This window comes from Streptomyces sp. NPDC097617, from assembly GCF_044761485.1.
Lineage (GTDB): Bacteria > Actinomycetota > Actinomycetes > Streptomycetales > Streptomycetaceae > Streptomyces.
The window spans coordinates 201,969-226,671 of the sequence record NZ_JBIWCL010000009.1; the positions used below are offsets into that span (position 1 = coordinate 201,969).

Annotated in this window: 24 protein-coding genes and 1 pseudogene; 15 read left to right on the forward strand and 10 right to left on the reverse strand. The window is 72.7% G+C overall.

From position 1 onward, the window contains the following. Window positions 1-12 precede the first annotated feature (12 nt). From ACIQZO_RS17705 to ACIQZO_RS17715, 3 genes are all read left to right on the forward strand, one after another. Window positions 13-1,614, forward strand: a complete 1,602-nt coding sequence (locus ACIQZO_RS17705) for a tryptophan halogenase family protein (RefSeq protein ID WP_403626888.1) — start codon at window positions 13-15, stop codon at window positions 1,612-1,614. Between the two features lie 84 nt (window positions 1,615-1,698). Further along, window positions 1,699-2,331 (forward strand): flavin reductase family protein, encoded by a 633-nt coding sequence (locus tag ACIQZO_RS17710; RefSeq protein WP_403626891.1) that lies wholly within the window; start codon window positions 1,699-1,701, stop codon window positions 2,329-2,331. Beyond that, window positions 2,318-3,598, forward strand: a complete 1,281-nt coding sequence (locus ACIQZO_RS17715) for a cation:proton antiporter (RefSeq protein WP_403626894.1) — start codon at window positions 2,318-2,320, stop codon at window positions 3,596-3,598. The genes ACIQZO_RS17710 and ACIQZO_RS17715 overlap by 14 nt, the downstream gene beginning before the upstream one ends. 69 nt (window positions 3,599-3,667) lie before the next feature. On the opposite strand, the gene ACIQZO_RS17720 is transcribed toward ACIQZO_RS17715, so the two are convergent. The 3 genes from ACIQZO_RS17720 to ACIQZO_RS17730 all read right to left on the reverse strand — a co-directional run bounded on the left by ACIQZO_RS17720 (window position 3,668) and on the right by ACIQZO_RS17730 (window position 6,288). Then, entirely contained in the window at window positions 3,668-4,093 is a 426-nt protein-coding gene (locus ACIQZO_RS17720; protein WP_403626897.1) for a universal stress protein, read from the reverse strand. After that, a complete protein-coding gene (locus ACIQZO_RS17725) occupies window positions 4,093-5,631 on the reverse strand; it encodes an APC family permease (protein WP_403626900.1) in 1,539 nt (512 codons plus the stop codon). Before ACIQZO_RS17725 ends, ACIQZO_RS17720 begins: the two co-directional genes overlap by 1 nt. 63 nt (window positions 5,632-5,694) lie before the next feature. After that, window positions 5,695-6,288 carry a histidine phosphatase family protein gene (locus ACIQZO_RS17730; RefSeq protein ID WP_403626903.1) on the reverse strand — a complete coding sequence of 198 codons (594 nt, stop codon included), beginning with the start codon at window positions 6,286-6,288 and terminating at the stop codon, window positions 5,695-5,697. A 70-nt stretch (window positions 6,289-6,358) separates the two neighbouring features. Between ACIQZO_RS17730 and ACIQZO_RS17735 the strand changes: the two genes are divergently transcribed. The 3 genes from ACIQZO_RS17735 to ACIQZO_RS17745 are packed head-to-tail and all read left to right on the forward strand — an operon-like array spanning window position 6,359 to window position 8,375. Next, window positions 6,359-7,120 (forward strand): YoaK family protein, encoded by a 762-nt coding sequence (locus tag ACIQZO_RS17735; RefSeq protein ID WP_403626906.1) that lies wholly within the window; start codon window positions 6,359-6,361, stop codon window positions 7,118-7,120. A gap of 25 nt (window positions 7,121-7,145) precedes the next feature. Beyond that, window positions 7,146-7,625 carry an Lrp/AsnC family transcriptional regulator gene (locus ACIQZO_RS17740; protein WP_403626910.1) on the forward strand — a complete coding sequence of 160 codons (480 nt, stop codon included), beginning with the start codon at window positions 7,146-7,148 and terminating at the stop codon, window positions 7,623-7,625. A gap of 45 nt (window positions 7,626-7,670) precedes the next feature. After that, the gene (locus ACIQZO_RS17745) at window positions 7,671-8,375 is read left to right on the forward strand and encodes an HAD family hydrolase (protein WP_403626913.1); all 705 of its coding nucleotides are present in this window, start codon (window positions 7,671-7,673) and stop codon (window positions 8,373-8,375) included. Window positions 8,376-8,403: 28 nt separating this feature from the next. Here the strand turns inward: ACIQZO_RS17745 and ACIQZO_RS17750 are convergent, their stop codons facing one another. Together ACIQZO_RS17750 and ACIQZO_RS17755 are read right to left on the reverse strand one after the other, a co-directional pair. Continuing rightward, window positions 8,404-8,832: a MarR family winged helix-turn-helix transcriptional regulator gene (locus ACIQZO_RS17750; protein WP_403626916.1), complete on the reverse strand. Its 429-nt coding sequence runs from the start codon at window positions 8,830-8,832 to the stop codon at window positions 8,404-8,406. Beyond that, window positions 8,832-8,972 carry a hypothetical protein gene (locus tag ACIQZO_RS17755; protein ID WP_403626919.1) on the reverse strand — a complete coding sequence of 47 codons (141 nt, stop codon included), beginning with the start codon at window positions 8,970-8,972 and terminating at the stop codon, window positions 8,832-8,834. The genes ACIQZO_RS17750 and ACIQZO_RS17755 overlap by 1 nt, the downstream gene beginning before the upstream one ends. A gap of 132 nt (window positions 8,973-9,104) precedes the next feature. Here ACIQZO_RS17755 and ACIQZO_RS17760 point away from each other — a divergent pair, with 132 nt between their 5' ends. The 3 genes from ACIQZO_RS17760 (at window position 9,105) to ACIQZO_RS17770 (ending at window position 12,328) form a co-directional block, all read left to right on the forward strand. Then, window positions 9,105-10,499 (forward strand): cytochrome P450, encoded by a 1,395-nt coding sequence (locus ACIQZO_RS17760; RefSeq protein WP_403626922.1) that lies wholly within the window; start codon window positions 9,105-9,107, stop codon window positions 10,497-10,499. A gap of 146 nt (window positions 10,500-10,645) precedes the next feature. Continuing rightward, a complete protein-coding gene (locus ACIQZO_RS17765) occupies window positions 10,646-11,770 on the forward strand; it encodes an FAD-dependent oxidoreductase (protein WP_403627041.1) in 1,125 nt (374 codons plus the stop codon). Window positions 11,771-11,875: 105 nt separating this feature from the next. Continuing rightward, window positions 11,876-12,328 (forward strand): hypothetical protein, encoded by a 453-nt coding sequence (locus tag ACIQZO_RS17770; protein ID WP_403626925.1) that lies wholly within the window; start codon window positions 11,876-11,878, stop codon window positions 12,326-12,328. Between the two features lie 40 nt (window positions 12,329-12,368). On the opposite strand, the gene ACIQZO_RS17775 is transcribed toward ACIQZO_RS17770, so the two are convergent. Then, window positions 12,369-12,971 carry a TIGR03086 family metal-binding protein gene (locus ACIQZO_RS17775; RefSeq protein ID WP_403626928.1) on the reverse strand — a complete coding sequence of 201 codons (603 nt, stop codon included), beginning with the start codon at window positions 12,969-12,971 and terminating at the stop codon, window positions 12,369-12,371. A gap of 147 nt (window positions 12,972-13,118) precedes the next feature. Between ACIQZO_RS17775 and ACIQZO_RS17780 the strand changes: the two genes are divergently transcribed. Then, window positions 13,119-13,523, forward strand: coding sequence for a hypothetical protein (locus ACIQZO_RS17780; RefSeq protein ID WP_403626931.1), 405 nt, complete (start codon window positions 13,119-13,121; stop codon window positions 13,521-13,523). 26 nt (window positions 13,524-13,549) lie between these two features. On the opposite strand, the gene ACIQZO_RS17785 is transcribed toward ACIQZO_RS17780, so the two are convergent. From ACIQZO_RS17785 to ACIQZO_RS17795, 3 genes are all read right to left on the reverse strand, one after another. Continuing rightward, entirely contained in the window at window positions 13,550-14,062 is a 513-nt protein-coding gene (locus tag ACIQZO_RS17785) for a hypothetical protein (RefSeq protein ID WP_403626934.1), read from the reverse strand. Between the two features lie 254 nt (window positions 14,063-14,316). Next, the gene (gene mltG, locus ACIQZO_RS17790; protein ID WP_403626937.1) at window positions 14,317-15,180 is read right to left on the reverse strand and encodes an endolytic transglycosylase MltG; all 864 of its coding nucleotides are present in this window, start codon (window positions 15,178-15,180) and stop codon (window positions 14,317-14,319) included. 63 nt (window positions 15,181-15,243) lie between these two features. After that, window positions 15,244-17,103, reverse strand: coding sequence for an ABC transporter ATP-binding protein (locus ACIQZO_RS17795; protein WP_403626940.1), 1,860 nt, complete (start codon window positions 17,101-17,103; stop codon window positions 15,244-15,246). A gap of 170 nt (window positions 17,104-17,273) precedes the next feature. Between ACIQZO_RS17795 and ACIQZO_RS17800 the strand changes: the two genes are divergently transcribed. The 5 genes and pseudogenes from ACIQZO_RS17800 to ACIQZO_RS17820 all read left to right on the forward strand — a co-directional run bounded on the left by ACIQZO_RS17800 (window position 17,274) and on the right by ACIQZO_RS17820 (window position 23,729). Next, window positions 17,274-17,726 carry a MarR family winged helix-turn-helix transcriptional regulator gene (locus ACIQZO_RS17800; RefSeq protein ID WP_403626943.1) on the forward strand — a complete coding sequence of 151 codons (453 nt, stop codon included), beginning with the start codon at window positions 17,274-17,276 and terminating at the stop codon, window positions 17,724-17,726. Window positions 17,727-17,766: 40 nt separating this feature from the next. After that, window positions 17,767-17,943: a hypothetical protein gene (locus ACIQZO_RS17805; protein WP_403626946.1), complete on the forward strand. Its 177-nt coding sequence runs from the start codon at window positions 17,767-17,769 to the stop codon at window positions 17,941-17,943. Next, window positions 17,944-19,899 (forward strand): annotated as a pseudogene (locus ACIQZO_RS17810) (FAD-linked oxidase C-terminal domain-containing protein); the annotation flags it as partial. It abuts the gene before it with no gap. 171 nt (window positions 19,900-20,070) lie between these two features. Next, complete coding sequence (locus ACIQZO_RS17815) at window positions 20,071-21,951, forward strand: ABC transporter transmembrane domain-containing protein (RefSeq protein WP_403626949.1); 1,881 nt, start codon at window positions 20,071-20,073, stop codon at window positions 21,949-21,951. Continuing rightward, the gene (locus tag ACIQZO_RS17820; protein WP_403626952.1) at window positions 21,948-23,729 is read left to right on the forward strand and encodes an ABC transporter ATP-binding protein; all 1,782 of its coding nucleotides are present in this window, start codon (window positions 21,948-21,950) and stop codon (window positions 23,727-23,729) included. Before ACIQZO_RS17815 ends, ACIQZO_RS17820 begins: the two co-directional genes overlap by 4 nt. A 62-nt stretch (window positions 23,730-23,791) precedes the next feature. On the opposite strand, the gene ACIQZO_RS17825 is transcribed toward ACIQZO_RS17820, so the two are convergent. Further along, window positions 23,792-24,583 (reverse strand): metal-dependent hydrolase, encoded by a 792-nt coding sequence (locus ACIQZO_RS17825; protein ID WP_403626955.1) that lies wholly within the window; start codon window positions 24,581-24,583, stop codon window positions 23,792-23,794. Window positions 24,584-24,703 lie beyond the last annotated feature (120 nt).

Genomic DNA, 24,703 nt, shown 5'->3' on the forward strand with positions numbered 1-24,703 from the left:
GAGGGCTGTTTCATGACCAGCAGCGACACCCGGCTTCAGAAGGTCGTCATCCTGGGCGGCGGCACGGCCGGCTGGATGACGGCCGCATACCTCGGAAAGGCGCTGCAGGGAACGGTCGACATCACCGTGCTCGAAGCGCCGTCGATCCCGCGCATCGGTGTCGGCGAGGCCACCGTGCCCAACCTCCAGCGTTCCTTCTTCGACTACCTGGGCATCGCCGAGGACGAGTGGATGCGGGAGTGCAACGCGAGCTTCAAGATGGCCGTGCGCTTCGTCAACTGGAGGACCGAGGGACAGGGCGATTCGACGGCGCGCGAGCTGCCGGGCGGCGGTCCGGACCACTTCTACCACCCCTTCGGGCTGCTCCCCGACTACGACCAGACCCCGCTGTCGCACTACTGGTTCAAGCGCAAGTACGAGGGCCGCACCACCGAGCCGTTCGACTACGCCTGCTTCCGCGAGCCCCCGGTGATGGACGCCATGAAGGCCCCGCGCTGGCTCGACGGCCGGCCGGCGACCCGGTACGCCTGGCACTTCGACGCCCAGCTGGTCGCCGACTTCCTGCGCCGCTTCAGCACCGAGAAGCAGGGCGTGAACCACGTACAGGACGAGATGGTGCGGGTCGAGCAGGACGGCCGCGGCTACGTGACCACGCTGCACACCAAGGGCGGACTGGCCCTGGACGCCGACCTGTTCGTGGACTGCTCGGGCTTCCGCGGCCTGCTGATCAACCAGGCGCTGGAGGAGCCCTTCATCGACATGAGCGACCACCTGCTGTGCGACAGCGCGGTGGCGACGGCCGTGCCGCACGACGACGAGGCGGGCGGCGTGGAGCCGTACACGTCGGCGATCGCCATGTCCTCCGGCTGGGCGTGGAAGATCCCCATGCTGGGCCGCTTCGGCACCGGCTACGTGTACTCCAGCAAGTTCGCCGACCAGGACACCGCCACCCGCGAGTTCGCGGACATGTGGGGCCTGGACGTGGAGGAGACGAAGTTCAACCACATCCGCTTCCGCGTCGGCCGCAACCGCCGCGCGTGGGTGAAGAACGTCGTCAGCATCGGCCTGTCCTCCTGCTTCCTGGAGCCGCTGGAGTCGACCGGCATCTACTTCATCACCGCCGCCATCTACCAGCTGGCCAAGCACTTCCCGGACAAGACCTTCAACGAGGGCCTGGTCGACAGCTTCAACCACGAGATCGAGGTGATGTTCGACGACACCCGCGACTTCATCCAGGCGCACTTCTTCTACGCGCCGCGCAACGACACGCCGTTCTGGCAGGCCAACAAGAAGCTGACCCTCCCCGACAACATCCAGCAGAAGATCTCCGCCTACAAGGCCGGCCTGCCCATCAACTCGCCGATCACCGACGAGTCGACGTACTACGGCAACTTCGAGGCCGAATTCCGCAACTTCTGGACCAACGGCAGCTACTACTGCATCTTCGCCGGCCTCGGCCTGGAGCCGGACGCCCCGCTGCCCTCCCTGGCGCACCGCCCGGACTCGGTGGCCGGTGCCGAACCCCTCTTCGACGCGGTCAAGCGCCAGCAGCAGAACCTGCTGGAGACCCTGCCCAGTGCCTACGACTACCTGCGCCAACTGCACGGCGCGTAAGGCCCACCGCTCCCACGGCCCGGCAGCACGGCTCACCCGCCGGCTGCCGGGCCGCAGTTGCTTCAGCCACCTCAGGAGTCAGACATGCCCCATCGCTCCGTGCCCCATCCCACCGCACCGGACGAGTCGGCCGGGGGCCGGCCCGCGGACCTCCGTCCCTTCATGGCCGCCTTCCCCACCGGGGTGTCCGTCGTCACCACACTGGATTCCGATTCCGTGCCGCACGGCCTGACCTGCACCTCCCTCGCGAGCGTCGCCCTCGAACCGGCGACGCTCGTGGTGTGCATACGGGCCGCGAGCCCGACCCTCGCAGTGCTGCTCGCCGAGGGGCACTTCGCCCTGAACCTGCTGCACGAGCGGGCCCGCGGCACCTCGGACCTGTTCGCCTCCGGGGCGCCCGACCGCTTCGACCGCGTCGAATGGCGGCTGCCGCTGGGGGCGGGCGGCCCGCACCTGACGGCGGACGCGCACGCCGTCGCGGACTGCGGCGTGGTCAGAACCGTCGGCTTCGGGGACCACACGGCCGTCTTCGCCGAGGTCGGCCGGGTGACGGTGCGCGACGACGGTCAGCCGCTGCTCTACGGGCTGCGCCGGTACGCCCCGTGGTCGGCGGCGGCCGCGGCCCCGCAGCCGGCCGGGCGGCCGGCCGCGCACCGCGATATGCCCGCCGCGCTGCGCCCCGCCGCACCCGAAGGAGGGACCCGTGCCGTCCGTTGATCCGCTGCCCGCCCTGCTGGTCGCCGTTCCGGTGGTGATCCTGGCGAGTCAGGTGGGGGCGGCCGTCTGCCGCCGGTTCGGGCAGCCGCCCGTGGTGGGCGAGATCGCCACCGGCATCCTGCTGGGCCCCTCGCTGCTGGGCTGGCTCTGGCCGCAGGCGCAGCACGCGCTCTTCCCGCCGTCCGTACTGCCGTACACCTCGGTGCTCGGTCAGCTCGGGCTGCTCGCCTTCATGTTTCTGGTCGGGCTGGAGCTGGACCTGGGGAGCCTGCGCGGTCACACCCGTGTGGCGGTGGCCGTGAGTCAGGCGGGCATGCTGCTGCCGCTGGCGCTGGGAGCGCTCCTCGCCCTCGCGATGTACGGCGCCTTCGCCCCGGAGGGGGTGGGCCGGATGCCGTTCATCCTGTTCATGGCCGTGGCCATGAGCATCACCGCCTTCCCGGTCCTCGCCCGGATCCTCATCGACCGGGGCCTGTACGGGACCCCTCTCGGCGCCCTCGCCATGGCCTGCGCGGCCGTGGACGACGTCGTGGCGTGGTGCCTGCTGGCCCTGGTGGTGGCCCTCTCCACGGCCGGGTCCCCGATCGAGGCGGCCACCACGGCCGGGCTCGCCGTGGCCTTCACCCTCGTCATGATGTATGCGGTGCGACCGCTGCTGGCCCGCTGGGCGGACCGTGTCGACCGGGGCGGGGACGCGGCGGTCCTGGTGGCGCTCTTCAGCGGGCTCAGCCTGTCGGCGCTGGCCACCGATCTGATCGGGGTGCACGCGCTGTTCGGGGCGTTCCTGTTCGGGGTGGTCACCCCGCGGACCGGGCGGCGCATCGAAGCCTCGGCGGCCCGGCTGCGCGCGTTCGCGGTGCCCGTGCTGCTGCCGCTGTTCTTCGTGCACACGGGGCTGCGTACGGACATCGGGGGCCTGACGGCCTCGCCCGGGCTGTGGCTCTGGACGGCCGCCATCCTCTTCGTCGCCTTCCTCGGCAAATGGGGCGGCGCGGCGGGTGCGGCGCGCGCGTGCGGAAGGCCTTGGCGGGAGTCCCTGTCGATCGGCGCCCTCATGAACTGCCGGGGGCTGACCGAGCTGGTGGTGCTCAACGTCGGTCTGGAACTCGGGGTCATCGGTCCGCAGCTGTTCACCATGCTGGTGCTGATGGCCCTGGTGACGACGGCGATCACCGGTCCGGCCCTGACCCGGCTGCGCGCCGGGAAGGAGGTGAGCCGGCGCGCCCCGGTGCGGGCCGAGCCCGAGAACGCCCTCTCCGGACCCTGACGGACCGCCAGTGACCGGTATCCGGACCGGGTCGGAGGGAGCTGTCGGACGCAGCCGCACCCCGGCTGTTCAGGCGTCCTCCGGCCCGGTCGGTACGCACAGCACCGGGATGGGCGACAGGTGCAGGAGCTTGTGAGGGGTGGAGCCGAGCAGGGCTCCGCGCATCGGGCTGTCGCCCCAGCTGCCGACGATGATGACCCGGGCGTTGTGCCGCTCGGCGGCGTCCAGCAGCGCCTGGGCAGGTTTCTCGTCGGCCACCTCGACCGCCGTCGGCACGCCGGCCGCGTCGGCTTCTTCCACGGCGTGGGCCAGGGCACTGCGGCCGGCCTGGATCACGGCCAGGTGGTGGGCGCGGTACTCCTCGCCGACGGGGCCGGGAGCGGCCGCGCCGTAGACGAGGACGAGGGGCTCGCCGAAGGCGGTGGCCACCTCCAGTGCCACGTGCAGGGCCCGTTCCGCGCCCGGCGACTCGTCGTACCCGAGGACCACGGACATCAGGACTCCCCTTGGCTCTTCCCTGCGTGGACGAGGGCCGGGTCGGCGACGGTGCGCCGCTCCTGCCAGAACCTGCCGTCGCGTACCCGCCAGAAGCACATGACGGCCACGCCCACGAGGGCGATGCCGATGCCGATGACCAGCGGCGGGCCGAGCCCGAACCAGGAGACGCCGCCGGCCGAGTTCTCCGGGTTGGACATGTCGCCGATCGATTCCACCAGCAGCCAGGCCAGCAGGCCGGCGCCGACCAGCGGGCCGAGTCCGATCAGCAGGAAGTTGTGCACGTTCTCGAGCAGGTGGCGGCGGTAGTAGATGGCGCAGGCCAGGCCGGTGAGCGCGTAGTAGAAGGCGATGAGCAGGGACAGCGCGGTGAGCGAGTCCAGGAGGGCGTTCTCGCTGATCTGGTTGACGATCAGGTACCAGCCGATGGCGATGCCGGCCACCCACCACGTGCTCACGTCCGGGGTCCGGAACCGCGGATGGATCTGCGCCAGCCTGTGCGGCAGCGCGTGCCGGCGGGCCATCGACAGGGCGGTGCGCGAGGCGGGGATGATCGTGGTCTGGGTGGAGGCGAGCGCGGAGGTGGAGACGGCGAGGAGCACCACCCAGTCCCAGCCGCCCATGACCTCGTGGGCCAGCACCGCGAAGATGGCCTCCTCCTCGCCCGCGTTCTCGGCGAGGTAGGCGGTGCCCGCGTAGGCGACGACCGCGAAGCCGACGGACAGGTAGGTGACCAGCAGGATCACGGTCGACCAGATGCCCGCCTTGCCGGGGGCCGTCGCGGAGTCCTTGACCTCCTCGGTGAGGTTGACCGCGGACTCCCAGCCCCAGTAGATGAACACGCCGAGCAGCAGTCCGCCGGTGAGGGCGGCGCCGCCGGCGCCGAAGGGGTTGAGCCAGGAGAGGGAGGGCTCGATCTCGTCGAGGGTGCTGGTGCCGGCGTAGACGCGGTAGATCGCCACCACCGCGAAGGCCAGGAGGCAGAGGACCTGGGCGAGGATGAGCACGTCCTGGAGGTGGGCCGAGAGCTCGGTACCGATGACGCAGATGCCGGTCATGGCCAGGATCACCACGACGGTGAGGGTCTGGGTGATCCATTCGTTGGCGGCCCAGCTGTCGAGTCCGACGGCGAGCAGGCCGAAGTTCACGGCGACGTCGGCGAGCGAGCCGATGACCAGGACGCCGGTCATGGCGATGGCCCAGCCGCCGAGCCAGCCCGCCCAGGGGCCCATGGCCCGGGTGACCCACGAGAAGGTCGTCCCGCAGTCCTGGTCGACCTTGTTGAGGTAGTAGAAGGCGGCGGCGATGAGCAGCATCGGGACGAAGGACGCCAGCATCACGCCCGGTGCGTAGATCCCGGCCAGCGCCACGATCGGCCCGAGGACGGCGGCCAGGGAGTAGGCGGGCGAGGTGGAGTTCAGTCCGATGACGAGCGCGTCGAGGAATCCGATCGCGTTGGCCTTGAGCGCCGCGTCCTGATCCTCCGGCTCGGGTCCGGCACCCGCACCGCCCCGGTCCATGTACGAGTCGTGACCCATGTACGAATGGTCACGCACACCGCACCGCCGCGCGAGGCGAGGCGGCCGCGGTCGGCGCTGCCGTCAGGGGCGGGTGTTCCAGCCCGCGATCACCGGAAGATCGTGCTCCGTGGAGAGCGTGCTGACGGTGCCGGTGCGCAGCAGGAACAGCCGGCCGTGCTCGGGTTCCAGGCGCAGGTAGCGGGCGGTGAGCACGCGCAGGAAGTGGCCGTGGGCGGCGAGCACCACGTTGCCGTCGTCCGCGCGGAGCACCGGGGCGACGCGGGCCAGGGCGCGGTCGGCCCGGGCGCCCACCTGGGCGGCGCTCTCTCCCGGGTGGTCGGCGTCGCCGGGCGGCACACCGTGGGTCCACAGGGACCAGTCCGGCGTCGTCTTCTGGATCTCCGCGGTGGTGATCCCCTCGTAGCCGCCGTAGTCCCACTCGTACAGGTCGGGGTCGGGCTCGCCGCCGGTGAGTCCCGCGAGCCGGGCGGTGGCGACGGCCCGGCGCAGCGGACTGGTCAGCACCAGGGCGGGCCGCTCGTCGCGGAAAAAGGGGGCCAGCGAGATGGCCTCCTCGATCCCGCGGGCGGTCAGCGGGAGGTCGGTGCGTCCCGTGTGCCGTCCGTTCGCGCTCCAGGCGGTCTCGCCGTGCCTCACCAGCAACAGGTCACTCATCCTCCGGACCCTATGCCTTCCGGCATGTCGGTGGCGGAGGACCCGGGCGGGCGTGTCACTGTCGGGCGTCATGGACGAGAACCGGGAGGCCGGGCGAACGGCCGGTTCACCGCTGCTCCCCCCGCACATGCCCGCGCTGATGCTCGTACTGACCGGGGTGACCGGGATGGTGGAGGCGGCGAGCCTGCTGGTGCTCGGGCCGGCCTTCACGGCGATGCAGACGGGCAACGTGCTGTTCCTGGCCTTCGGCGCAGCCGGGGCGGGGAGGCTGGAGACGCTCGCTCCGGGGGTCTCGCTGGCCGCGTTCGCCGTCGGGGTGGTCTGCGGATCCCATCTGGAGTCCGTGACCGAGATCCGCGGGAGGCGCTGGTTCGTCATCGGCCTCCTCGCCGAGGCGGGACTGATCCTGAGCGCCGCGGTCATCGGCTGGGGGCTGGCTCCGCAGTACGGGTCCCCGGCCCCGCGGCATCTGGTGGCGACGGCGGCCCTGGCGATGGCGATGGGCCTGCGCAACACCACGATCATGCGGGCGAACGTGCCGGGCGTACCGACGACGCTGGTCACCCGGTCCATGACCGCCTTCATCGGTGCCTCGGCCATGGGGCGGGAGAACACGTACGGATTCAGGACGGCGGGCTGGAGGCTGCGCGGCCTCTCCGTCCTGTCCATGTTCGCCGGCGGGTTCCTCGGGGCGCTGCTGCTGCGGGCCGGCTGGACCGTGGGCTGGCTGCTGCTGCCGGCCGCCGCGACGGTGCTGGTCGTGGGCCTGCTCTACCGGGGCCAGCCCGGGCTGCACACCGACCAGGCCCCCGGCCGGGAACAGCCGGGGTGAACTGGGCCATTGGTAGAGTCGGGGCGTGGCGGTGGACGAGCTCGACACCAGAATCCTGCGCCTGCTGATCGAGCAGCCGCGCACCAGCGTCCGCGAGTACGCCCGCATCCTCGGCGTCGCGCGCGGCACCCTCCAGGCACGGCTGGACCGGCTGGAGCGCACGGGCGTGATCACCGGCACCGGACCTGTGCTCTCCCCCGCAGCGCTGGGCCATCCGGTACTGGCGTTCGTTCACATCGAGGTCACCCAGGGGCACCTGGACGACGTGGGTGACGCGCTGGCGGCCGTACCCGAGATCATCGAAGCCTTCTCCATCACCGGCGGGGGCGACCTGCTGACCCGCGTGGCGGCCCGGGACAACGCGCACCTGGAGGACGTGATCCAGCGGCTGATCCAGCTCCCGGGTGTGGTCCGCACCCGTACGGAGGTGGCCCTGCGCGAGCGGGTGGCGCACCGGCTGCTGCCGCTGGTCGAAGCGGTCGGAAGGAATGCCGCCAGAACCTGACAGGATGAGCAGGGCAGGACGCAAGCGGCAGAACGGGTACAGCAGATGATTTCTGTCATATTCGATCTCGACGGCACCCTCGTGGACAGCGAGCCGAACTACTACGAGTCCGGACGCCGCACCCTGGAGCGGCACGGGGTCCCCGATTTCACGTGGGAGCAGCACTCCCGCTTCATCGGCATCGGCACCAGGGAGACGCTGGAGATCCTGCGGGAGCGGTACGCGATCGCGGCGCCGGTCGACCGGCTGCTCGCCGAGCAGAACGCCGCCTATCTGGAGCTCGCCCGCACCCGGACCGGGGTCTTCCCGCAGATGCGCGCGCTCGTCGAGCGGCTGCACGCCGAGGGCGCGGCGATGGCGGTGGCCTCCGGTTCCTCGCGCGAGGCCATCGACGCCGTCCTGGCCGGTACCGGGCTGGACGCGCTGCTGACGACGGCGGTCTCCGCCGAGGAGGTGGCGCACGGCAAGCCCGCTCCGGACGTGTTCCTGGAGGCGGCCCGCCGGCTGGGCGCCGAGCCCGCCGACTGCGTGGTCTTCGAGGACGCGGCGCCCGGGGCGCGGGCGGCCCACGCCGCGGGCATGGCCTGTGTGGCGGTCCCGTACACGCCGGACATCGCGGACGACCCGGCCTTCGCGTCCGCCGGGCTCCTCTTCCCGGGCGGGCAGCCGGAGTTCACCGCGGACGCGGCGTACGGCTGGCTGGTCGCCCGTGGCCTCCCCGGGACCCGCGCAACCGCGACCCCGGGGTGACGCCCCCGCCGGTCCGCGGCCGGTGATCTCAGGCTTCGGGGCGGGCCAAGCGCTTGAGCAGGGCCACCGCGTCCCCGACTGGCACCGGCCGGAAGAACTGCGCGTCGGCGCGCTCGACCGCGGCGATCGCCCGCGGCGCGAGGTCGGCGCCGACGTCGGTGACGCGCAACCGCTCGGCGCGGGTATCGGCCGGATCGACCTCACGTTCGACGAGCCCCTTGTTCTCCAGGGTGCGCAGGACCTGGGAGGTCATCTTGACGTCGGTACCGGCCTGGCGGGCGACGGCCAGCTGATTGGGGTGCTCGCCCTGGGAGTTGAGCCACCAGGTACAGGCGAGCAGCACGAACTGCACATGGGTGAGATCGAGCGGGGCCAGGGCCGCGGCGATGTCGCGCTGCCAGCGCAGGGTGGCGTGCCACAACAGGAACCCGGGGCTCTCGCCGGGACTGAGCGGCATCAGCGCAGCGCCAGTTCGGCCAGCGAGGCCATCGTTTCCGGCCAGTCGGCGGTGATGCCCGGGCCGATCTGCGGGCCGACCTCGTCGGCGCCGCTGCCGGTGATCTCCATCCGGTACACCACCCGGATCCGGCCCCACATGGGTGGTCTCCCTGAGTAGATAATCTATCCAGAGATTATCTACGCGAAGACTATTCGTCAACGACGCGGGGCCGCCGAGGAGACCCCGTCCGCTCTCTGGCGCCCCGCGGGGGCGGCTGTCACCATGCCTGCGTGACCGCGACCCTGACCCCGGGCGCCCGCGGCGGCGGGCCGCGCCGATGGCCGCTGCTCGGCAACCTGCCCGCCTTCGCCCGCGATCCACTGGCCTTCTTCGAGTCGCTGCGCGACGGCTACGGCGACTGGGTGCCCTGGGCGCTCGGCCCGCAGCGCAACATCCTGGTGTCCCGACCCGAGCACGCCGGCGAGCTGCTGGGAGCCGTCGAATCCACCTTCCGGCCGACCGAACCGGGCTGGGCCTTTCGCCAGTTGCTGGGCAACGGGGTGGTCGTCGCCACCGGGGACGACTGGCGGCGCAAACGCGCCCTGGTGCAGCCCGCCGTACGGCCGCGCCAGGTGCGCTCGTACGCCGCCACCATGGTGGAGTGCGCGGACGCCCTGGCGGGCGGATGGCGCGCGGGCGAACGGATCGACATACACCGGGAGATGACCGGGCTCACCCAACGGATCGCGGTGCGGACGCTGTTCGGGAGCGAAGCCGCCGGCCGCGAGGCGCCCATCAGCGCGGCGATGGCCACGGCGCAGCGGGAACTGGGGGCGGAGTTCCGGGGGCTGACGCTCTTTCTGCCGCCCTGGGTGCGCACGCCCGGGCGGCGCCGGATGCGGGAGGCCGTGGCGGTGCTCGACCGGGAGATCGAGCACGTCATACGGGAGCACGAGGCGGCCTCGGCGGCCGGCGCGGAGCGGGACGACCTGCTGAGCCGACTGCTCGCGGCCCGCGACGAACACGGCGGCCCGCTCTCCCGCAAGGAGCTGCGGGACGAGTCGATCACCCTCTACATCGGCGGGCACGAAACCACCTCGACCACCCTGACCTGGGCCTGGCAGCTCCTGTCGGGGGCACCCCGGGCGCGCGCCCGGCTGACGGAGGAACTGGACCGTGTGCTCGGCGGACGGCTGCCGACCTACGACGACTACGCGCGGCTGCCCTGGACCCAGCAGGTGGTCAAGGAGGCCCTGCGGATCTACCCGCCGATCTGGCTGATCTCGGCGGTGGCCACGCCGGGGGCCACCCTCGGCGGGCGGGCGGTACCGGCAGGAACCTCAGTGTGGACCAGCCCCTGGTCGGTCCACCGGGACGCCCGGTGGTTCCCGGACCCGGAGGCCTTCCTTCCCGAGCGCTGGGACGCGGACGCCCCGCACCCGGTGCCCGAACACGCCTGGTTCCCCTTCGGCGGCGGCCCGCGGGCCTGCCTGGGAGCGCGGTTCGCACTGGTGGAGGCCGCGCTCGTACTGGCCGTGCTGGCACAGCGGTTCCACCTGGACAGCGGGAGCGAACGCGTCGGGGTCTTCCCGGGGCTCACCCTCCAGCCGACCGGCCCGGTGCCGGCGACGCTGCGCCGAGCCGGTGCGCACCGCGGGGACCCACTGGACGCAAGCGCCGCCTGAGGCTCCGAATACCGCCGGATGCCGGGCGCGGGCGAGCCGGTGGAGCAACAGCGGATGCCGGCCTGCACGGCGGCTCTCGCGGGCTGCTCGCCCCGTAGCCCGGGAAGATCCGGCGCCCGCCACAAGTTGGTAGAACCGTGAACGAAATGGTGCGGTACGCGGCAGGGCCGATGGATCCGGCGGAGGTCGACGTGGTGGTCATCGGCGCCGGACAGGCCGGCCTGTCCAGCGCCTACCACCTCACGCGGGCGGGGCTCGATTACGTGGTCCTTGACCACGCGCCCCGGCCGGGCGGCGCCTGGCAGTTCCGCTGGCCCTCGCTCACCTACGGCAAGGTCCACGGCATGCACGCCCTGCCCGGTATGGAGCTGGTGGACGCCGACCCGCTGCGACCGTCGTCCCAGGTCGTCGGGGAGTACTTCGCCGCCTATGAGGACCGCTTCGACCTGCGCGTACGCCGCCCCGTGGACGTGTCCGCCGTACGCGAGGGGGACGCGGGGCGGCTGCGTGTGGAGACCTCGGCCGGGGGTTGGTCGGCGCGCGCCCTGATCAATGCCACCGGCACCTGGGACCGCCCGTTCTGGCCGCGCTACCCGGGTCAGGAGACCTTCCGGGGCCGCCAGCTGCACACCGCGAACTATCCGGGGCCCCAGGAGTTCGCCGGGGCCCGGCTGGTCGTCGTGGGCGGCGGCACCTCGGCGGTGCAGCACCTGCTGGAGGTGGCCGAGGTGGCGGCGGAGACCACCTGGGTGACCCGGCGTCCCCCGGTCTTCCGCGACGGGAGCTTCGGCGAGGCCGAGGGCCGGGCCGCGGTGGGGCTGGTGGACGAACGGGTGCGCCGGGGACTACCGCCGCAGAGTGTGGTCAGCGTGACGGGACTCCCCCTGAACGACGCCGTCCGGGCCGGTCTGGCCTCGGGCGTGCTCGAGCGCAGGCCCGTCTTCGACCGGATCACCGCCACCGGCGTCGCCTGGGCGGACGGGACCCGGGTCGACGCGGACGTCATCCTCTGGGCCACCGGATTCCGCGCGGCCGTCGACCACCTCGCCCCGCTGCGCCTGCGCGAGCCGGGCGGAGGCGTCCGGGTCGAGGGGACCCGGGCCGTCCGCGACGAGCGAATCCACCTGGTGGGATACGGCCCGTCGGCGTCGACCATCGGCGCCAACCGCGCGGGGGGCGCCGCGGTCCGCGAGATCCTCCGTCTACTGGCCCGCGAGGGAGCGGCAACCCCGGTGGCCCCACTGCGCCCATTTGAGGGAAAAAGCCCCTGAAACCCTGCTCGTCGCGCCGGACCGCGGGCCATGGTCTGTCCAGAGACAGCCGCTCGACGATTCGGCGGCTCGACGGTTCGACGGTTCGACGAGAGGAATGAGACCTTGCATCTCAGGCGCACCGGAACGGTCCTCGGCGCGGCCGCGCTGACCCTGCTGGCGATCCCGGCTCCCGCGCACGCCGCGGCGGTCGCCTGCGGCGGCGGGACCTCGACCGGCCGGGTGGCCGTCAACGGCTGCATCAGTGCCCAGCGGGGATCGGCCGGAAGGTTCCCCACCCGGGAGATCACCGCGCACATCAAGGCGCGCAACACGGCGGCGAAGGGGCTGAACGTCACCTACGAGGCGTTCTTCCGCGTCGTCGACGGCGGTCACTGGGAGAAGATCGGCAGCGGGCGGACCTACGTCAGGGCCGGCGAGAGCATCGGCCCCCTCGAAGTGGGAAGCACGACTCGGATCTGCGGCCCCGTGAAGGTGGAGATCCGCGTCCACGCCCGGGCCGACGGCGCCGCCTGGAGCGGCTGGTCCCCGGCGGCCACGAAGCAGTGCCAGACCTGAGAGCCGGGATCCGCGGCGCCCGGCCGGACCGGCCCGGGCGTCACGGGGCCGTCGGCCGCGCCCAGCCCGGGTCGCGTCCGCTCAGCCCGACGGCCCGGTCCAGCAGCGGGGCGCCGTCCGGTACCGGCACGACCGGGCCGAAGATGCCCCCGCCGCGGTCGTCCTCCTCGGCGGCAGCCAGCAGGAACGCGTGCGAAGCGGTGAGCGCGCCCGGGTCGGGTGCGTACTCCTGGCCGGTGGCCCGCGCCAGGTCCCATCCGTGCACCACCAGTTCGTCGGCGGCCACCGCGGCCGCGATCTCACCGGGCAGGTCCACACCGCCCGCGCGGGTCATGCCCGTCCAGGCGGCCGGATCCGTCCAGGCCTCGGCCAGTTCACCGAGGACCGCGGGCAGCTCCTCGCGCCAGTGCGCGGGCAGGGCGGGCGCGGCCGAGCCGGGATCCGTGTCCGTCGTGGGGCCCAGGTCCTTGCGGGCGGCGTCACGGAAGGCGACGGCGAGTCCCGCGAGGTGACCCAGCAGGTCGCCCACCGTGTAGGCGGGGCAGGGCGTCCGGTCCGCGAGTGCGGCGTCCGGGACGGCCGCCGCGAGACGGGACACGATCCGCGTCTGCGGTCCGAGGTCGAGCATCCTCATGTCGGTCATCTGCCGCTCCTCCCGGGCGATGGGTCTGAAGGGTAGACCGGCGGCGGAGCCCGTACTCATCGACACACGGCGCGGCGGTTCACACGGTGCGCGGGGCGGCGCCCCGCTCGACGGGTATGCGGCCACCACGGAGAATGGGACATTGTGATGACGGTCCTGGTGGTCGGCGTACCGGAGGGCGCGGAGTTGGAGCTGCTGCGCTCGCGGATCCAGCGCAACCCCCACTTCCAGGTCATCTCCCACGCCCACACGCCCGATGTCGCCCTGGCGCACGCCCGGGTCCTGCTCCCCGACATCACCGTGCTCACCGTGTCCGGCAACTTCGGCGAGGACCCGGACGCGCGCGGCGTCTTCCAGGGGGTGCGCGCCCTGGACCCGCCGAGCGGGGTGGTCCTGCGCACGAGGGCCGAGACCGCCACGGGTGACCTCGATGTCGTCACCGCCGTCGGGGCCGTCCACCTCGTTCGCGCGGGTGACGAGGAGGGGCTGATGCGGGCCCTGCGCACGATCGGCCTGCGCCGCGCGACGTGCGACCCGGACGAGATGCCCTGACCGGTCGCCGGCTGCGGCCGGACCGGTCAGGCGGCCTGGCACAGCGCCGCGGGACGGGCCACGGCCGTGTGCACGGGCCGGGCCGCGGGGACCGGTGCCGGGGCCGCGGTCTGCGCGCGGCCGCGGGCGAAGACGACAAGGCGGAGGACCGCGAACCGGGCGACTCCGGCGAGGGCGGAGGCCGACAGGTAGACGACCTGGGTGAGGACCGCGCCGGGCGCCGCCACCAGCTGCTGGAGGACGAGCACCGCCACGCAGGTCATCGCGTACGCCGCCATCGCGGACCCGGCCGACTGCACGTGCTGGCGCCGGGTCGCGCGCCCGCCGGCACCGAAGGTGAAGCGGGCGTGCAGCTCGGTGGCGAGGACCGTGGAGGCCACGGTGATCAGGGCGTTGGCCAGGACCCAGGGAAGCCAGGAGGCGAGGACGGCCACGGCGAAACTGGAGGCGAGCCCCACTCCTCCGCCGCAGAGCACGAACCGGGCGAAGGCGGTGACCGCGCCGGGCGCCGCATGCTGCCGACTCTGTGCTGTCTCCATGATCCGACCCCCCTGTATCCCACCCCGCCAAACACCCCCACGGCCGGTCAGGCCGATGAGCGTGCCACCCATGGCACCATCATGGCGCATTTATGGCGCCATGGCGAGCCAATTGACACCATGGGTGCGGTCAAGAGAGCCGAAGTCGCAGAAAATAGCAGCTCAGAGATATCTTCACGGTGGCACCAACGCAACCGAATTCTCTGCGGACTCCCGCTCGGCCGGGATCCACCCGGCCACGGAGGCGCCCTCGTTCACTTCTCGGCGGGGCCGGCCTGCCCCGTCCGGGCGCCCGCACCGGCGCGGAGCCGGTTGAACTCGGCCACGTGCCGCTTGTGCTCCTCGTACGTCGCCGAGAAGCGGGTGTCCCCCGGCTTGACGGTCACGAAGAACAGCCAGTCCCCGGGGGTCGGGGCGACCGCGGCCGCCATCGCCCGCAGCCCCGGACTGTCGATCGGCGCGGGCGGCAGCCCCTGGCGTTCGTAGGTGTTGAACGGGCTGTCGATCCGCGTGTCACTCAGCTTGGTGTCCAGGGTGCTGCGGTTCAGCGCGTAGTTGATCGTGGAGTCCATCTGGAGCGGCATCGACTTGGCCAGCCGGTTGTGCACGACCCGGGCGACCTTGCCCATGTCGCGCGGACTCTCGGCCTCCGCCTCGATGATGCTCGCGAGGGTGGCCGTCTGGTACGGGGTCATCCCGTGGGCCTTGCCGCCGTCGGCGACGGCCTTGGTGGCGAGCTTCTCGTTCGCCGTTCGCACCATGTGCGTCAGGAGCGTGGCCGGGGTGGACTTCGAGGTCACCGGGTACGTCGCCGGGAAGAGGTACCCCTCGGGGTTGTTCTTGGCCTCCGCGGGCAGGGCCAGCCCGGCGGTGGTCACGGTCGCCTTCGTGGAGCCCGGCGGGAGTTTCAGCTCGCGGTCGACCGCGGCGTAGACCTGCGGGGCCCGCCACCCCTCGGGAATCAGCAGCCGGCGCGGCGTCTCCGGCACGTCACCACCGCGCAGTATGGGGATCAGGACGGCCGCACCGATCGCGAGCAGCGTGCCGAGGAGGAGCGCCAGCCGGCCCCGGCGGGTCAGCCGGGAACGGCACTGCGGCGGCAGATACTCATGACGCATACGGGCACGCTAACCCCCGATGTGCCGCATTTGCGGCACCCGACCCGCGCGCCGGTCATACGGTCACACATTTACCGGAGCCAGCTGGACACCACCGGGCGGCTCGGGCGCCAGCGCGGCGTCCCGGTCCCGCCGGACCAGGGCGGCGTACCGGCCGTCCGCCTTCAGCAGCTCCTCGTGGGTGCCGCGCTCGGCGATGCGCCCGGCGTCCAGGACCACGATCTGGTCGGCATCGCGGACCGTGGAGAGGCGGTGCGCGATGGTGATGGTGGTGCGGCCCGCGGAGAGATTGTCGATGGCCTGCTGGACGGCGTGCTCGGTACGGGTGTCCAGGGCGCTGGTCGCTTCGTCCAGGATCAGCACCGGCGGGTCCCGCAGGATGGTGCGGGCGATGGCCAGGCGCTGCTTCTCGCCGCCGGAGAACCGGTAGCCGCGCTCTCCGACGAGGGTGTCGTACCCGTCGGGCAGCGAGGCGATGTGGTCGTGGATTTGGGCCGCCCGGGCCGCGTCGGCGATCTCCTCGTCGGTGGCGTCCGGCTTGGCGAAGCGCAGGTTGTCGGCGACCGAGGCGTGGAAGAGGTACGTCTCCTGGGAGACCACGCCGATCGAGCGGGCCAGCGAGTCGAAGTCGAGGTCGCGCACGTCGACCCCGTCGAGGGCGACCCGGCCGCCGGTGACGTCGTAGAGCCGGGGCACGAGGTAGCTGAGCGTGCTCTTGCCCGATCCGGTCGGGCCGACCACTGCGAGGGAGCCGCCGGCCGGAACGGTGATGTCGATCCCCGCGAGGGTCGGACCGTTCTTCGCGTCGTATGTGAAGTGCACATCCTCGAGGGTGACCTCGCCCTTGGCCCGGTCCAGCCGCACCGCGTCCGCGCGCTCGGTGATGTCGACGGGCAGGTCGAGGTACTCGAAGATTCGGGTGAACAGGGCGAGCGAGGTCTGTATCTGCACGCCGGTCGACAGCAGGCTCACCGCGGGCCGGAACAGGCCCTGCTGGAGGGTGACGAAGGCGACGAGGGTGCCGACGGAGAGCGAGGGGGTGCCCGTCTGGAGGGCGATGCCGGCCGCCCAGTAGATGAGGGCGGGCATCGCGGCCATCACGATGCCGATGGTGGACATCCGCCAGCGCCCGGCCATGCTGGAGCGCACCTCCAGGCCGACGAGCTTCTCGGACTCCACGGAGAACGAGGAGGTCAGGGACTCGGATCGACCCATGGTGCGGCCGAGCAGGATGCCGCTCACCGAGAGCGACTCGGTGACGGTCGCGGCCATGGCGGCCATCTGCTTCTGCCGGTTCATCGTGATCTTCTTGCGCTCGCGGCCGACCCGCCGGCTGATCCACACGAAGACGGGGAGCAGGAGCAGCGAGACCAGGGTGAGCCGCCAGTCGAGCGCGAGCATGGCGACCACGGAGGCGATGACGGCCGTCAGGTTCGAGACGAGCGAGGTCGCCGTGGAGGTGACGGTGGCCTGCATACCGCCGATGTCGTTGGCGATGCGGGACTGCACCTCTCCGGTGCGGGTTCGCGTGAAGAAGGCCAGCGGCATCCGCTGGAGCTGGGCATAGACGGCGGTGCGCAGGTCGTGCATGACGCGCTGGCCGACCGTGGTGGAGATCAGGGTCTGGAGCACGCCGAAGACGCTGGTGACGACGGCGGTCAGGATCATGCCGAGCGCGAGCAGGCTGAGCAGCCCGGTGCGCCCCTGCGGGATCGCGACGTCGAGTATCTCGCGGAGCATGAACGGCGAGGCGACGCCGACCAGCGAGGAGGCGCCGACCAGCAGGCCGACGACGGCGAGCCGGCCGCGGTAGGGCCGGAACAGCCCCACGATGCGGCGCAGCTCCCTCGGCTGCTCGGCCGGGGAGGGGCGGGTGGGGTCGAGGGGGTCTTTCGATGGGATCCACTTCGGTTCGTCGCGCATGGGCGCCCTCTCGGGAGTCAGGAGTCAGGGGTCAGGAGTCAGGGTCGGAAGTCGGCGGTCGGGTCGGTCGGGGTCGGCACGGAAGTCCCCTTCGGCACGGTCGGGGTCATTGGAGCATAGGTCATTGTTACCTATGCTCACAATGAACGGCATCCTGATATTGTTCCCGCATGAGCTCCGCCTCCGACAGCGATCGCCTCCTCGCCGAACAGCTCCTGCGCCTGACGCGCAGGCTCCACCGGATCCAGAAGCGCCACATGGTGCCGCTCGGGATCACTCCCGCCCAGGGTCGTTTGCTGCGCCTCGTCTCGCACTACGAGGGCGAGCAGGCACCCCGGATGGCGGATCTCGCCGCCCGTCTCGAAGTCGTCCCCCGCGCGGTGACCACCCTCGTGGACGGCCTGGAGGCGGCCGGGTGCGTACGGCGCGCGCCCGACCCCGCGAACCGCCGCGTCATCCGGATCGAACTCACCGACGGCGGCCGCGCCACGCTGCGCCGTCTGCGCAACGCGCGAACCGACGCGGCGGAGGAGATCCTGGCTCCGTTGACCGCAGACCAGCGCGACGTGCTCGGCGGTCTGCTGAACGCACTGTCGGACGCCCCGGCGGAGCGCGCCTGCTGACCGGTCCGCCCGCGGGCCGGGACGATGCGAGGGGTCCCACATGCCGCTGCTGGAACCGAAGCCGGGGGCCCTGCGGCCCCACAGCATCAGCGGCCCCGCTCCCGACCGGGTCCCCGTGCACCGGGCCGCCGGCACCCCGGAGCCGCTGCGCACCGAGCTGGCCGAGCTGCTCGGCGCGGAGAAGGTGCTGTGGAAGGTCTCCGACCTGGTGCGCTAGCTGATGGACGGCAACACCCTGCGCGCCTCGGTCAGCGTCCCGGGGGTGCCCGCCGACTGGGCGGACCTGCCCCGGCCGACGACAGCCCTGCTCGTGGAGTTCCGGGCGCCGGACCCGGCCGGCCGCGACGCCTGCGCGCGGCGGGCCGCCCGGGTCCTCGCCGGACTCGACCTCGTCGCCCCGGTGGCCTCGGTCACCAACACCTTCACCAGCGACCCGAGGACGGTCGGCGGCTACTGGCAGGCCCGCAGGGCCTTCGTCACGGCCGTCGGCGGAGCCCGCGCCCACGGCACCACCCTGATCACCGAGGACTTCGCGGTGCCGCCGGCCCGGCTGGCCGAAGCCTGCGAGGCGCTCCTCGCACTCCAGGCCGAGCACGGCTTCGACGCGGCCGTCGCCGGTCACGCGGCCCACGGCAACCTGCACTTCATGCTCGCCTTCGACGCCACCGACCCCGCCGACGTCGAGCGGTACGGGGCCTTCATGGAGGCCTTCTGCCGGCTCACCGTGGAGCGGTTCGACGGCTCGCTGAAGGCCGAGCACTCCACGGGCCGCAACATGGCACCCTTCCTGGAGCTGGAATGGGGTCCCGTCGCCACCGGGCTGATGTGGCGCACCAAGCGACTGGTCGACCCGGACGGGGTGCTCGCCCCGCGCGTCCTCCTCGACCGTGACCCGCGCGCCCATCTACGCGGCCTGAAGACGATTCCGCAGGTGGAGGCGGTGGTCGATCCGTGCATCGAGTGCGGCTTCTGCGAACCGACCTGCCCCAGCGAGGACCTGACGACCACTCCGCGCCAGCGGATCGTGCTGCGCCGCGAGATGCTGCGCCAGCAGCCCGGCTCCGCCGTGCTGGACGGGCTGCTCGCCGCCTACGGCTACGACGCGGTGGACACCTGCGCCGGCGACTCCACCTGCGGGCTCGCCTGCCCCGTCGGCATCGACACCGGGGCTCTGATGAAGGAGTTCCGCCACCGCCGGCACGGCCCGCGCGAGGAGGCCGCCGCCGCGCTCGCCGCACGGCGGTTCGGGACCGCGGAGTCCGCCGCCCGGCTGGCCGTGGCCACCGCCGGCCTGCTCCCCCCGAAGGTCGGCGACCGGTTGCTGGAGGCCGTCACCGGGGCCGCGCGCAGAGCCGTACGTCCCGACCTGGTTCCGCGGTGGTCGGCGCGGCTCCCCGGAGCCGCCGCGCGGCGGCTGCCGCCGACCCGGCGGGTGGGCGCCGCGGCCGTGTACTACCCGGCCTGCGTCAACCGGATCTTCGGCGGCCCGCAGGGTCGGCCCGGCCCCTCCCTGCCGGAGGCGGTGGTGGCCGTGTCGGAGCGGGCCGGACGGCCCGTCTGGATCCCCGGCGACGTTCGCGGCACCTGCTGCGCGACGATCTGGCAGTCCAAGGGCTACGAGGCGGGCGCCCGGGTGATGGCCAACCGGATCGTCGAGGCGGCCTGGGGCTGGACGGCCGGCGGGCGACTGCCGCTCGTCGTCGACGCCTCCTCCTGCACGCTGGGCATCGCGCGCGAGGTGGTCCCGTACCTGACGCCGCAGAACCGGGCCCTCCACGCGGAGCTGTCGGTCCTCGACTCGATCGTGTGGGCCGCCGAGGAGCTGCTGCCGCACCTGGAGATCCGGCGCACGGTCGGTTCGGCGGTGCTCCACCCCACCTGTTCGATGCGGCACTTGGGCGACGAGGACCGGCTGCGCGCGGTCGCCGAGGCGTGCGCCGAGGAGGTGGTGGTCCCCGACGACGCGGGCTGCTGCGCCTTCGCGGGCGACCGGGGCATGCTGCACCCGGAGCTGACGGCCTCGGCGACGGCGCGCGAGGCGGCCGAGGTGACCGCGCGGCCCTTCGACGCGCACCTGTCGGCGAACCGGATGTGCGAGGTGGGCATGGACCGGGCCACGGGGCGGAGCTACTACTCGGCTCTGCTCGAACTGGAGCACGCCACCCGCCCGTGAGCGCCGGGGCGTGCGACCCCCGTGACCAGGCGCCGCGTCGCCGCCACGCCGCCGCCCCGGACCGCAAACCTGCTGGCCCGAGCACGAGGCCCACGTAAAATCGATTGCCCGGCACTGGACCGGAAGGCGAACCTTGCACGGTTTGGACCACTCGACCAGTCATGGGGCGTCATGCAGATCAGCGATCTTCCGTATCCGGATCCAGGGGTACCCGACGCTCGTTCCGGCCCCCGGTTCCTGGTGTGGCTGGGGCGCGGTCAACTCGGCGGACAGCTCAAGAGCTTCTGCTGGGGGATGCTGCACTTCTCCGGCATCGCCGGACTGCCCTACGCCGTGGGCCTCGGCGTCGACGCGGTCGTCGACCGCGAGCCGAAGCGCCTGCTGCTCGTCGGCGCGCTGCTCCTGGTCATCGGTGTCGCCATCTCGGTCGGCGACGCCATGCTCCACCGCACGGCCGTCACCAACTGGATCACCGCCGCGGCGCGCGTGCAGCAGCTCCTCGCCCGCAAGACGGCCGAGCTGGGCTCCGCGCTGACCCGACGGGTCGCCGCGGGTGAAGTGGTCGCGGTGTCCACGGGCGACGTGGAGAAGATCGGATGGTTCGTCGAGGCGGTCTCCCGCTTCCTGGCCGCCGTCTTCTCCGTCGTCCTCGTCTGCGTGGGCCTGCTGTTCTTCGCCCCCGAGCTCGGTGTGGTCGTGGCCATCGGCGTACCGCTGATCGCTCTGGCCTCGCTGCCGCTGCTGCCGCGCGCCACCCGGCGCGCCGACGTCCAGCGGGAGAAGGCGGGCAAGGCCACGGAGCTGGCCTCCGACACCGTCGCGGGCCTGCGCGTGCTGCGCGGCATCGGCGGTGAGGAGCTGTTCCTCGGCCGCTACCGCGAGGCTTCGCAGGAGGTCCGCAAGGCCGCCGTGCGCAGCGCGCGGATGTGGGCGCTGATCTCCGCGATCCAGGTGGTGCTCCCGGGCGCGCTGATGATCACGGTGGTCTGGTACGGCGCCACGCTCGTCTCACAGGGGAGCATCGGGGTGGGTGAGCTCGTCGCCGCGTTCAGCGCGGTGGCCACCCTGCTCTATCCCCTCAGGCACTTCGAGGAGATCGCCATGGCGTACTCCTTCTCGCGTCCCTCCGCCAAGCGGGCCGCCCGGGTGCTGTCGCTGACCCGGACGGAAGCCGCCGAGGCTCCCGCGCGCAGCGAGCCGGTGAAGGCACCGGCCCCGGGCGGGGACCTGTACGACCCGCAGACCGGACTGCTGGCCCCCGCGGGCCGGTTCACCGCCGTCGTCTGCGGGGACCCGGACCTGGCGGGGCGGCTCGCCGAACGCCTCGGCGGCCACCCGATGGACGAGGCACCGGCGTCGGATGCCGGGGCCGAGGCCGGGACCGGTACGACGGCCGACACGGCCGGGGCGCCGTCCGTGCTGCTCGGAGGGGTCGGGCTGGACGAGCTCGAACTGGACACCGCGCGCGCCTTGGTGCTCGTACAGGACAAGGATCCGGTCCTGCTGTCCGGGACCCTGCGGGAGCTGTTCGACGTACCGGCCTCGGGAGCCGTCGAGTCGGCTGCCGCTCTGGGCGCGGCCCAGTGCGCGGACGTCCTGGACGCGCTGCTGCAGTCGGCGCCGGACGGGGTCAAGGACGCGATGGACGCCCGGATCACCGAGCGCGGCCGCTCCCTGTCGGGCGGCCAGCGCCAGCGTCTCGCGCTGGCGCGGTCCCTGGTCACCGACCCGGAGGTGCTGGTGCTCGACGAGCCGACCTCTGCGGTCGACTCGCACACCGAGGCACGGATCGCGGACGGGATCGCGGCCCTGCGCACCGGGCGGACCACGGTGGTACTGGCGTCCTCGCCACTGCTACTGGACCGGGCGGACCGGGTCGTACTCATCGACGCGGGCACGGTGGCGGCGGTCGGAACCCACCGCGAGCTGCTGCACCGCGAACCGCGCTACCGGGCCGTGGTCACCCGCGAGACCGACGAGGAGCAGCGGCTCGGCGGGCTGGAACGGACAGAGCTGACAGAAGCACTCACAGAGATCGAGGAATCCGCATGATCGGCGTGGCGCCGCCGGAGTACGATCCGGCCTCTCCCGAGTCGGCCGCGACCCTGCCCGTGGGCACGTCGGCGACCGTACGGGGCTATGTGCGCGGACTGTTCCGGCGCCACCGGCGGGCCTTCGCGGTGCTGGTGAGTGTGAACGCGGCCGCGGTGATCGCCTCCATGGTCGGCCCCTACCTGCTGGGGCAGATCGTGGACGATCTCTCGGCGGGCGCGCGCGAGCTGCATCTGGGGCGTGTGGCGCTGCTGTTCGCGGCGGCGCTGACGGTCCAGACGTTCTTCGTCCGGTTGGTCCGGCTGCGCGGGGCGATGCTGGGCGAGGAGATGCTGGCCGATCTGCGCGAGGACTTCCTCGTGCGGTCGGTGGGTCTGCCCCCGGGCGTGCTGGAACGGGCCGGTACCGGTGATCTGCTGTCGCGGATCACCACCGACATCGACCGGCTGGCGAACGCGATGCGCCAGGCCGTGCCGCAGTTGGCCATCGGCGTGGTGTGGGCGGGGCTGCTGTTCGGGGCGCTCGCGGTGACCGCGCCGCCGCTGGCCCTGGCCGCGCTGGTGGCGCTGCCGGTGCTGGTGATCGGCTGCCGCTGGTACTTCCGGCGGGCCCCGTCGGCGTACCGCTCGGAGGCGGCCGGCTACGCGGCGGTCGCGGCCGTGCTCACCGAGACGGTGGACGCGGGGCGCACGATCGAGGCGCACCGCCTCGGGCCGGAGCGGATCGCGCTGTCGGAGCGGCGGATCTCGCAGTGGGTCGCCTGGGAGCGGTACACGCTGTTCCTGCGGACGGTCCTCTTCCCCGTCATCAACGTCACCTTCGTGACGATCCTCGGCTCGGTGCTGCTCATTGGCGGCTTCTGCGTGCTGCGGGGCTGGATGACGGTCGGGCAGCTGACCACGGGTGCGCTGCTGGCGCAGATGCTGGTCGACCCGATCGGTCTGATCCTGCGCTGGTACGACGAACTGCAGGTCGCCCAGGTCTCCCTGGGCCGCCTGGTGGGCGTACGGGAGATCGAGACGGCCGCGGGCGACGCGAAGGTGGCGCCCGAGGGCCGGGACGTGCGGGCGCAGGAGGTCCACTTCGGCTACCGGGAGGGCGTGGACGTCCTGCACCAGGTGTCGATGTCCGTACCGCCGGGCACCCGGATGGCGCTGGTCGGGCCCTCGGGCGCGGGCAAGTCCACCCTGGGGCGGCTCCTCGCGGGCATTTACGCACCCCGGACCGGCGAGGTCACCCTCGGCGGGGCGCAGCTGTCGCGGATGCCCGCGGACCGGGTGCGCGAGCACGTGGCCCTGGTCAACCAGGAGCACCACGTCTTCGTGGGCACGCTGCGGGACAACCTCCGCCTCGCGCGGGCGGAAGCCGGGGACACCGAGCTGTGGGCGGCCCTGGCCGCGGTGGACGCCGACGGCTGGGCACGGGCCATGGAGGCCGGCCTGGACACGGAGGTCGGCTCCGGCGGCACGGCGCTGACCCCGGCGCAGGCCCAGCAGATCGCGCTGGCCCGGCTGGTGCTGGCGGACCCGCACACGCTGGTGCTCGACGAGGCCACCTCGCTGCTGGACCCGCGTGCGGCCCGGCACTTGGAGCGCTCGCTGGCCCGGGTGCTGGACGGCCGTACGGTCATCGCCATCGCGCACCGGCTGCACACCGCGCACGACGCGGATGTGATCGCGGTGGTCGAGGGCGGCCGGATCAGCGAACTCGGCTCGCACGACGAGCTGGTCGCGGCCGACGGGGCCTACGCGGCCCTGTGGCGGTCCTGGCACGGCTGAGCGGGGCCGCGGAAGCACCGGGCGGCGGAGGGGACCGGGTCCCCTCCGCCGCCCGGCCCGTTTCAGAAGAAGCCGAGGGCCGAGGCTCCGCCGAAGCCGCCCAGCAGGATGAAGACCGGCATGAGGACCTTCAGCTCCACCCAACTGCCGGCCCGGAAGCGCATCGCCTTCGGCGGTCCGATCGGGTACCAGCGCTTGCCGGCGATCGGCAGCGGCCACAGGACCGGGCAGCCGGAGACCGTGAGCGCGTCGCCGATGTCGTGGACCAGGGCGCCGAGCACGATCGGCAGGCCGAGCCACAGGTACTCCTGCCCCGGGGCGGTGAAGAGCCAGTTCGCTCCGTTGCCGGGCTGGTCCAGTACGCCGGCCAGGATCCACGCGCTGGTCGCGCCGAGCAGCCAGACCAGGACGTCGCTGGACATCCGGGCCGCTCGCCACAGCAGGCCTTCGACCGCCAGCACCAGGTGCACGAAGAGCAGTGCCAGCACGCCCCAGCGCTCGGCGGTGACGGCGAGCACGGAGGCACCGCCGCCGATCACGACGGCCCAGAGCCAGGTGTGCGTCAGGGTGCGGTGGCCGCCGGTGCGGCGCGTGTCCTTCGTGGAGCGGGTCCCCTTGTAGACGGCGTAGGAGATCTTGTCGACCACCTCGCACAGCCCCTTGGAGAGGGGGCCGAAGGCGCGTGAGATCGTCGCCGACTTGTGATCGAGGTCGGGGGCGAGGGCCGCCCCGGCGCAGATCAGCGCGCCGACGACGAGGACGGGCCAGGGCATGGGGTGCCCGGCGGCCGCGGTGGCCGCACCCACCCCCAGCCAGGCCGCTGCCCCGGACAGTGAGTGCGCCGGACCCATCATGGTCGTTTCCCGCCCCGCTGGTGTGTGGTCGGGCCCGGTTGACTGTTTCGTTCGGGCCGCATCGACGGCACAGCGTACCGTTGGTGATCTTCATTGCGTCCGCCGGTTCCCTGATCCGGG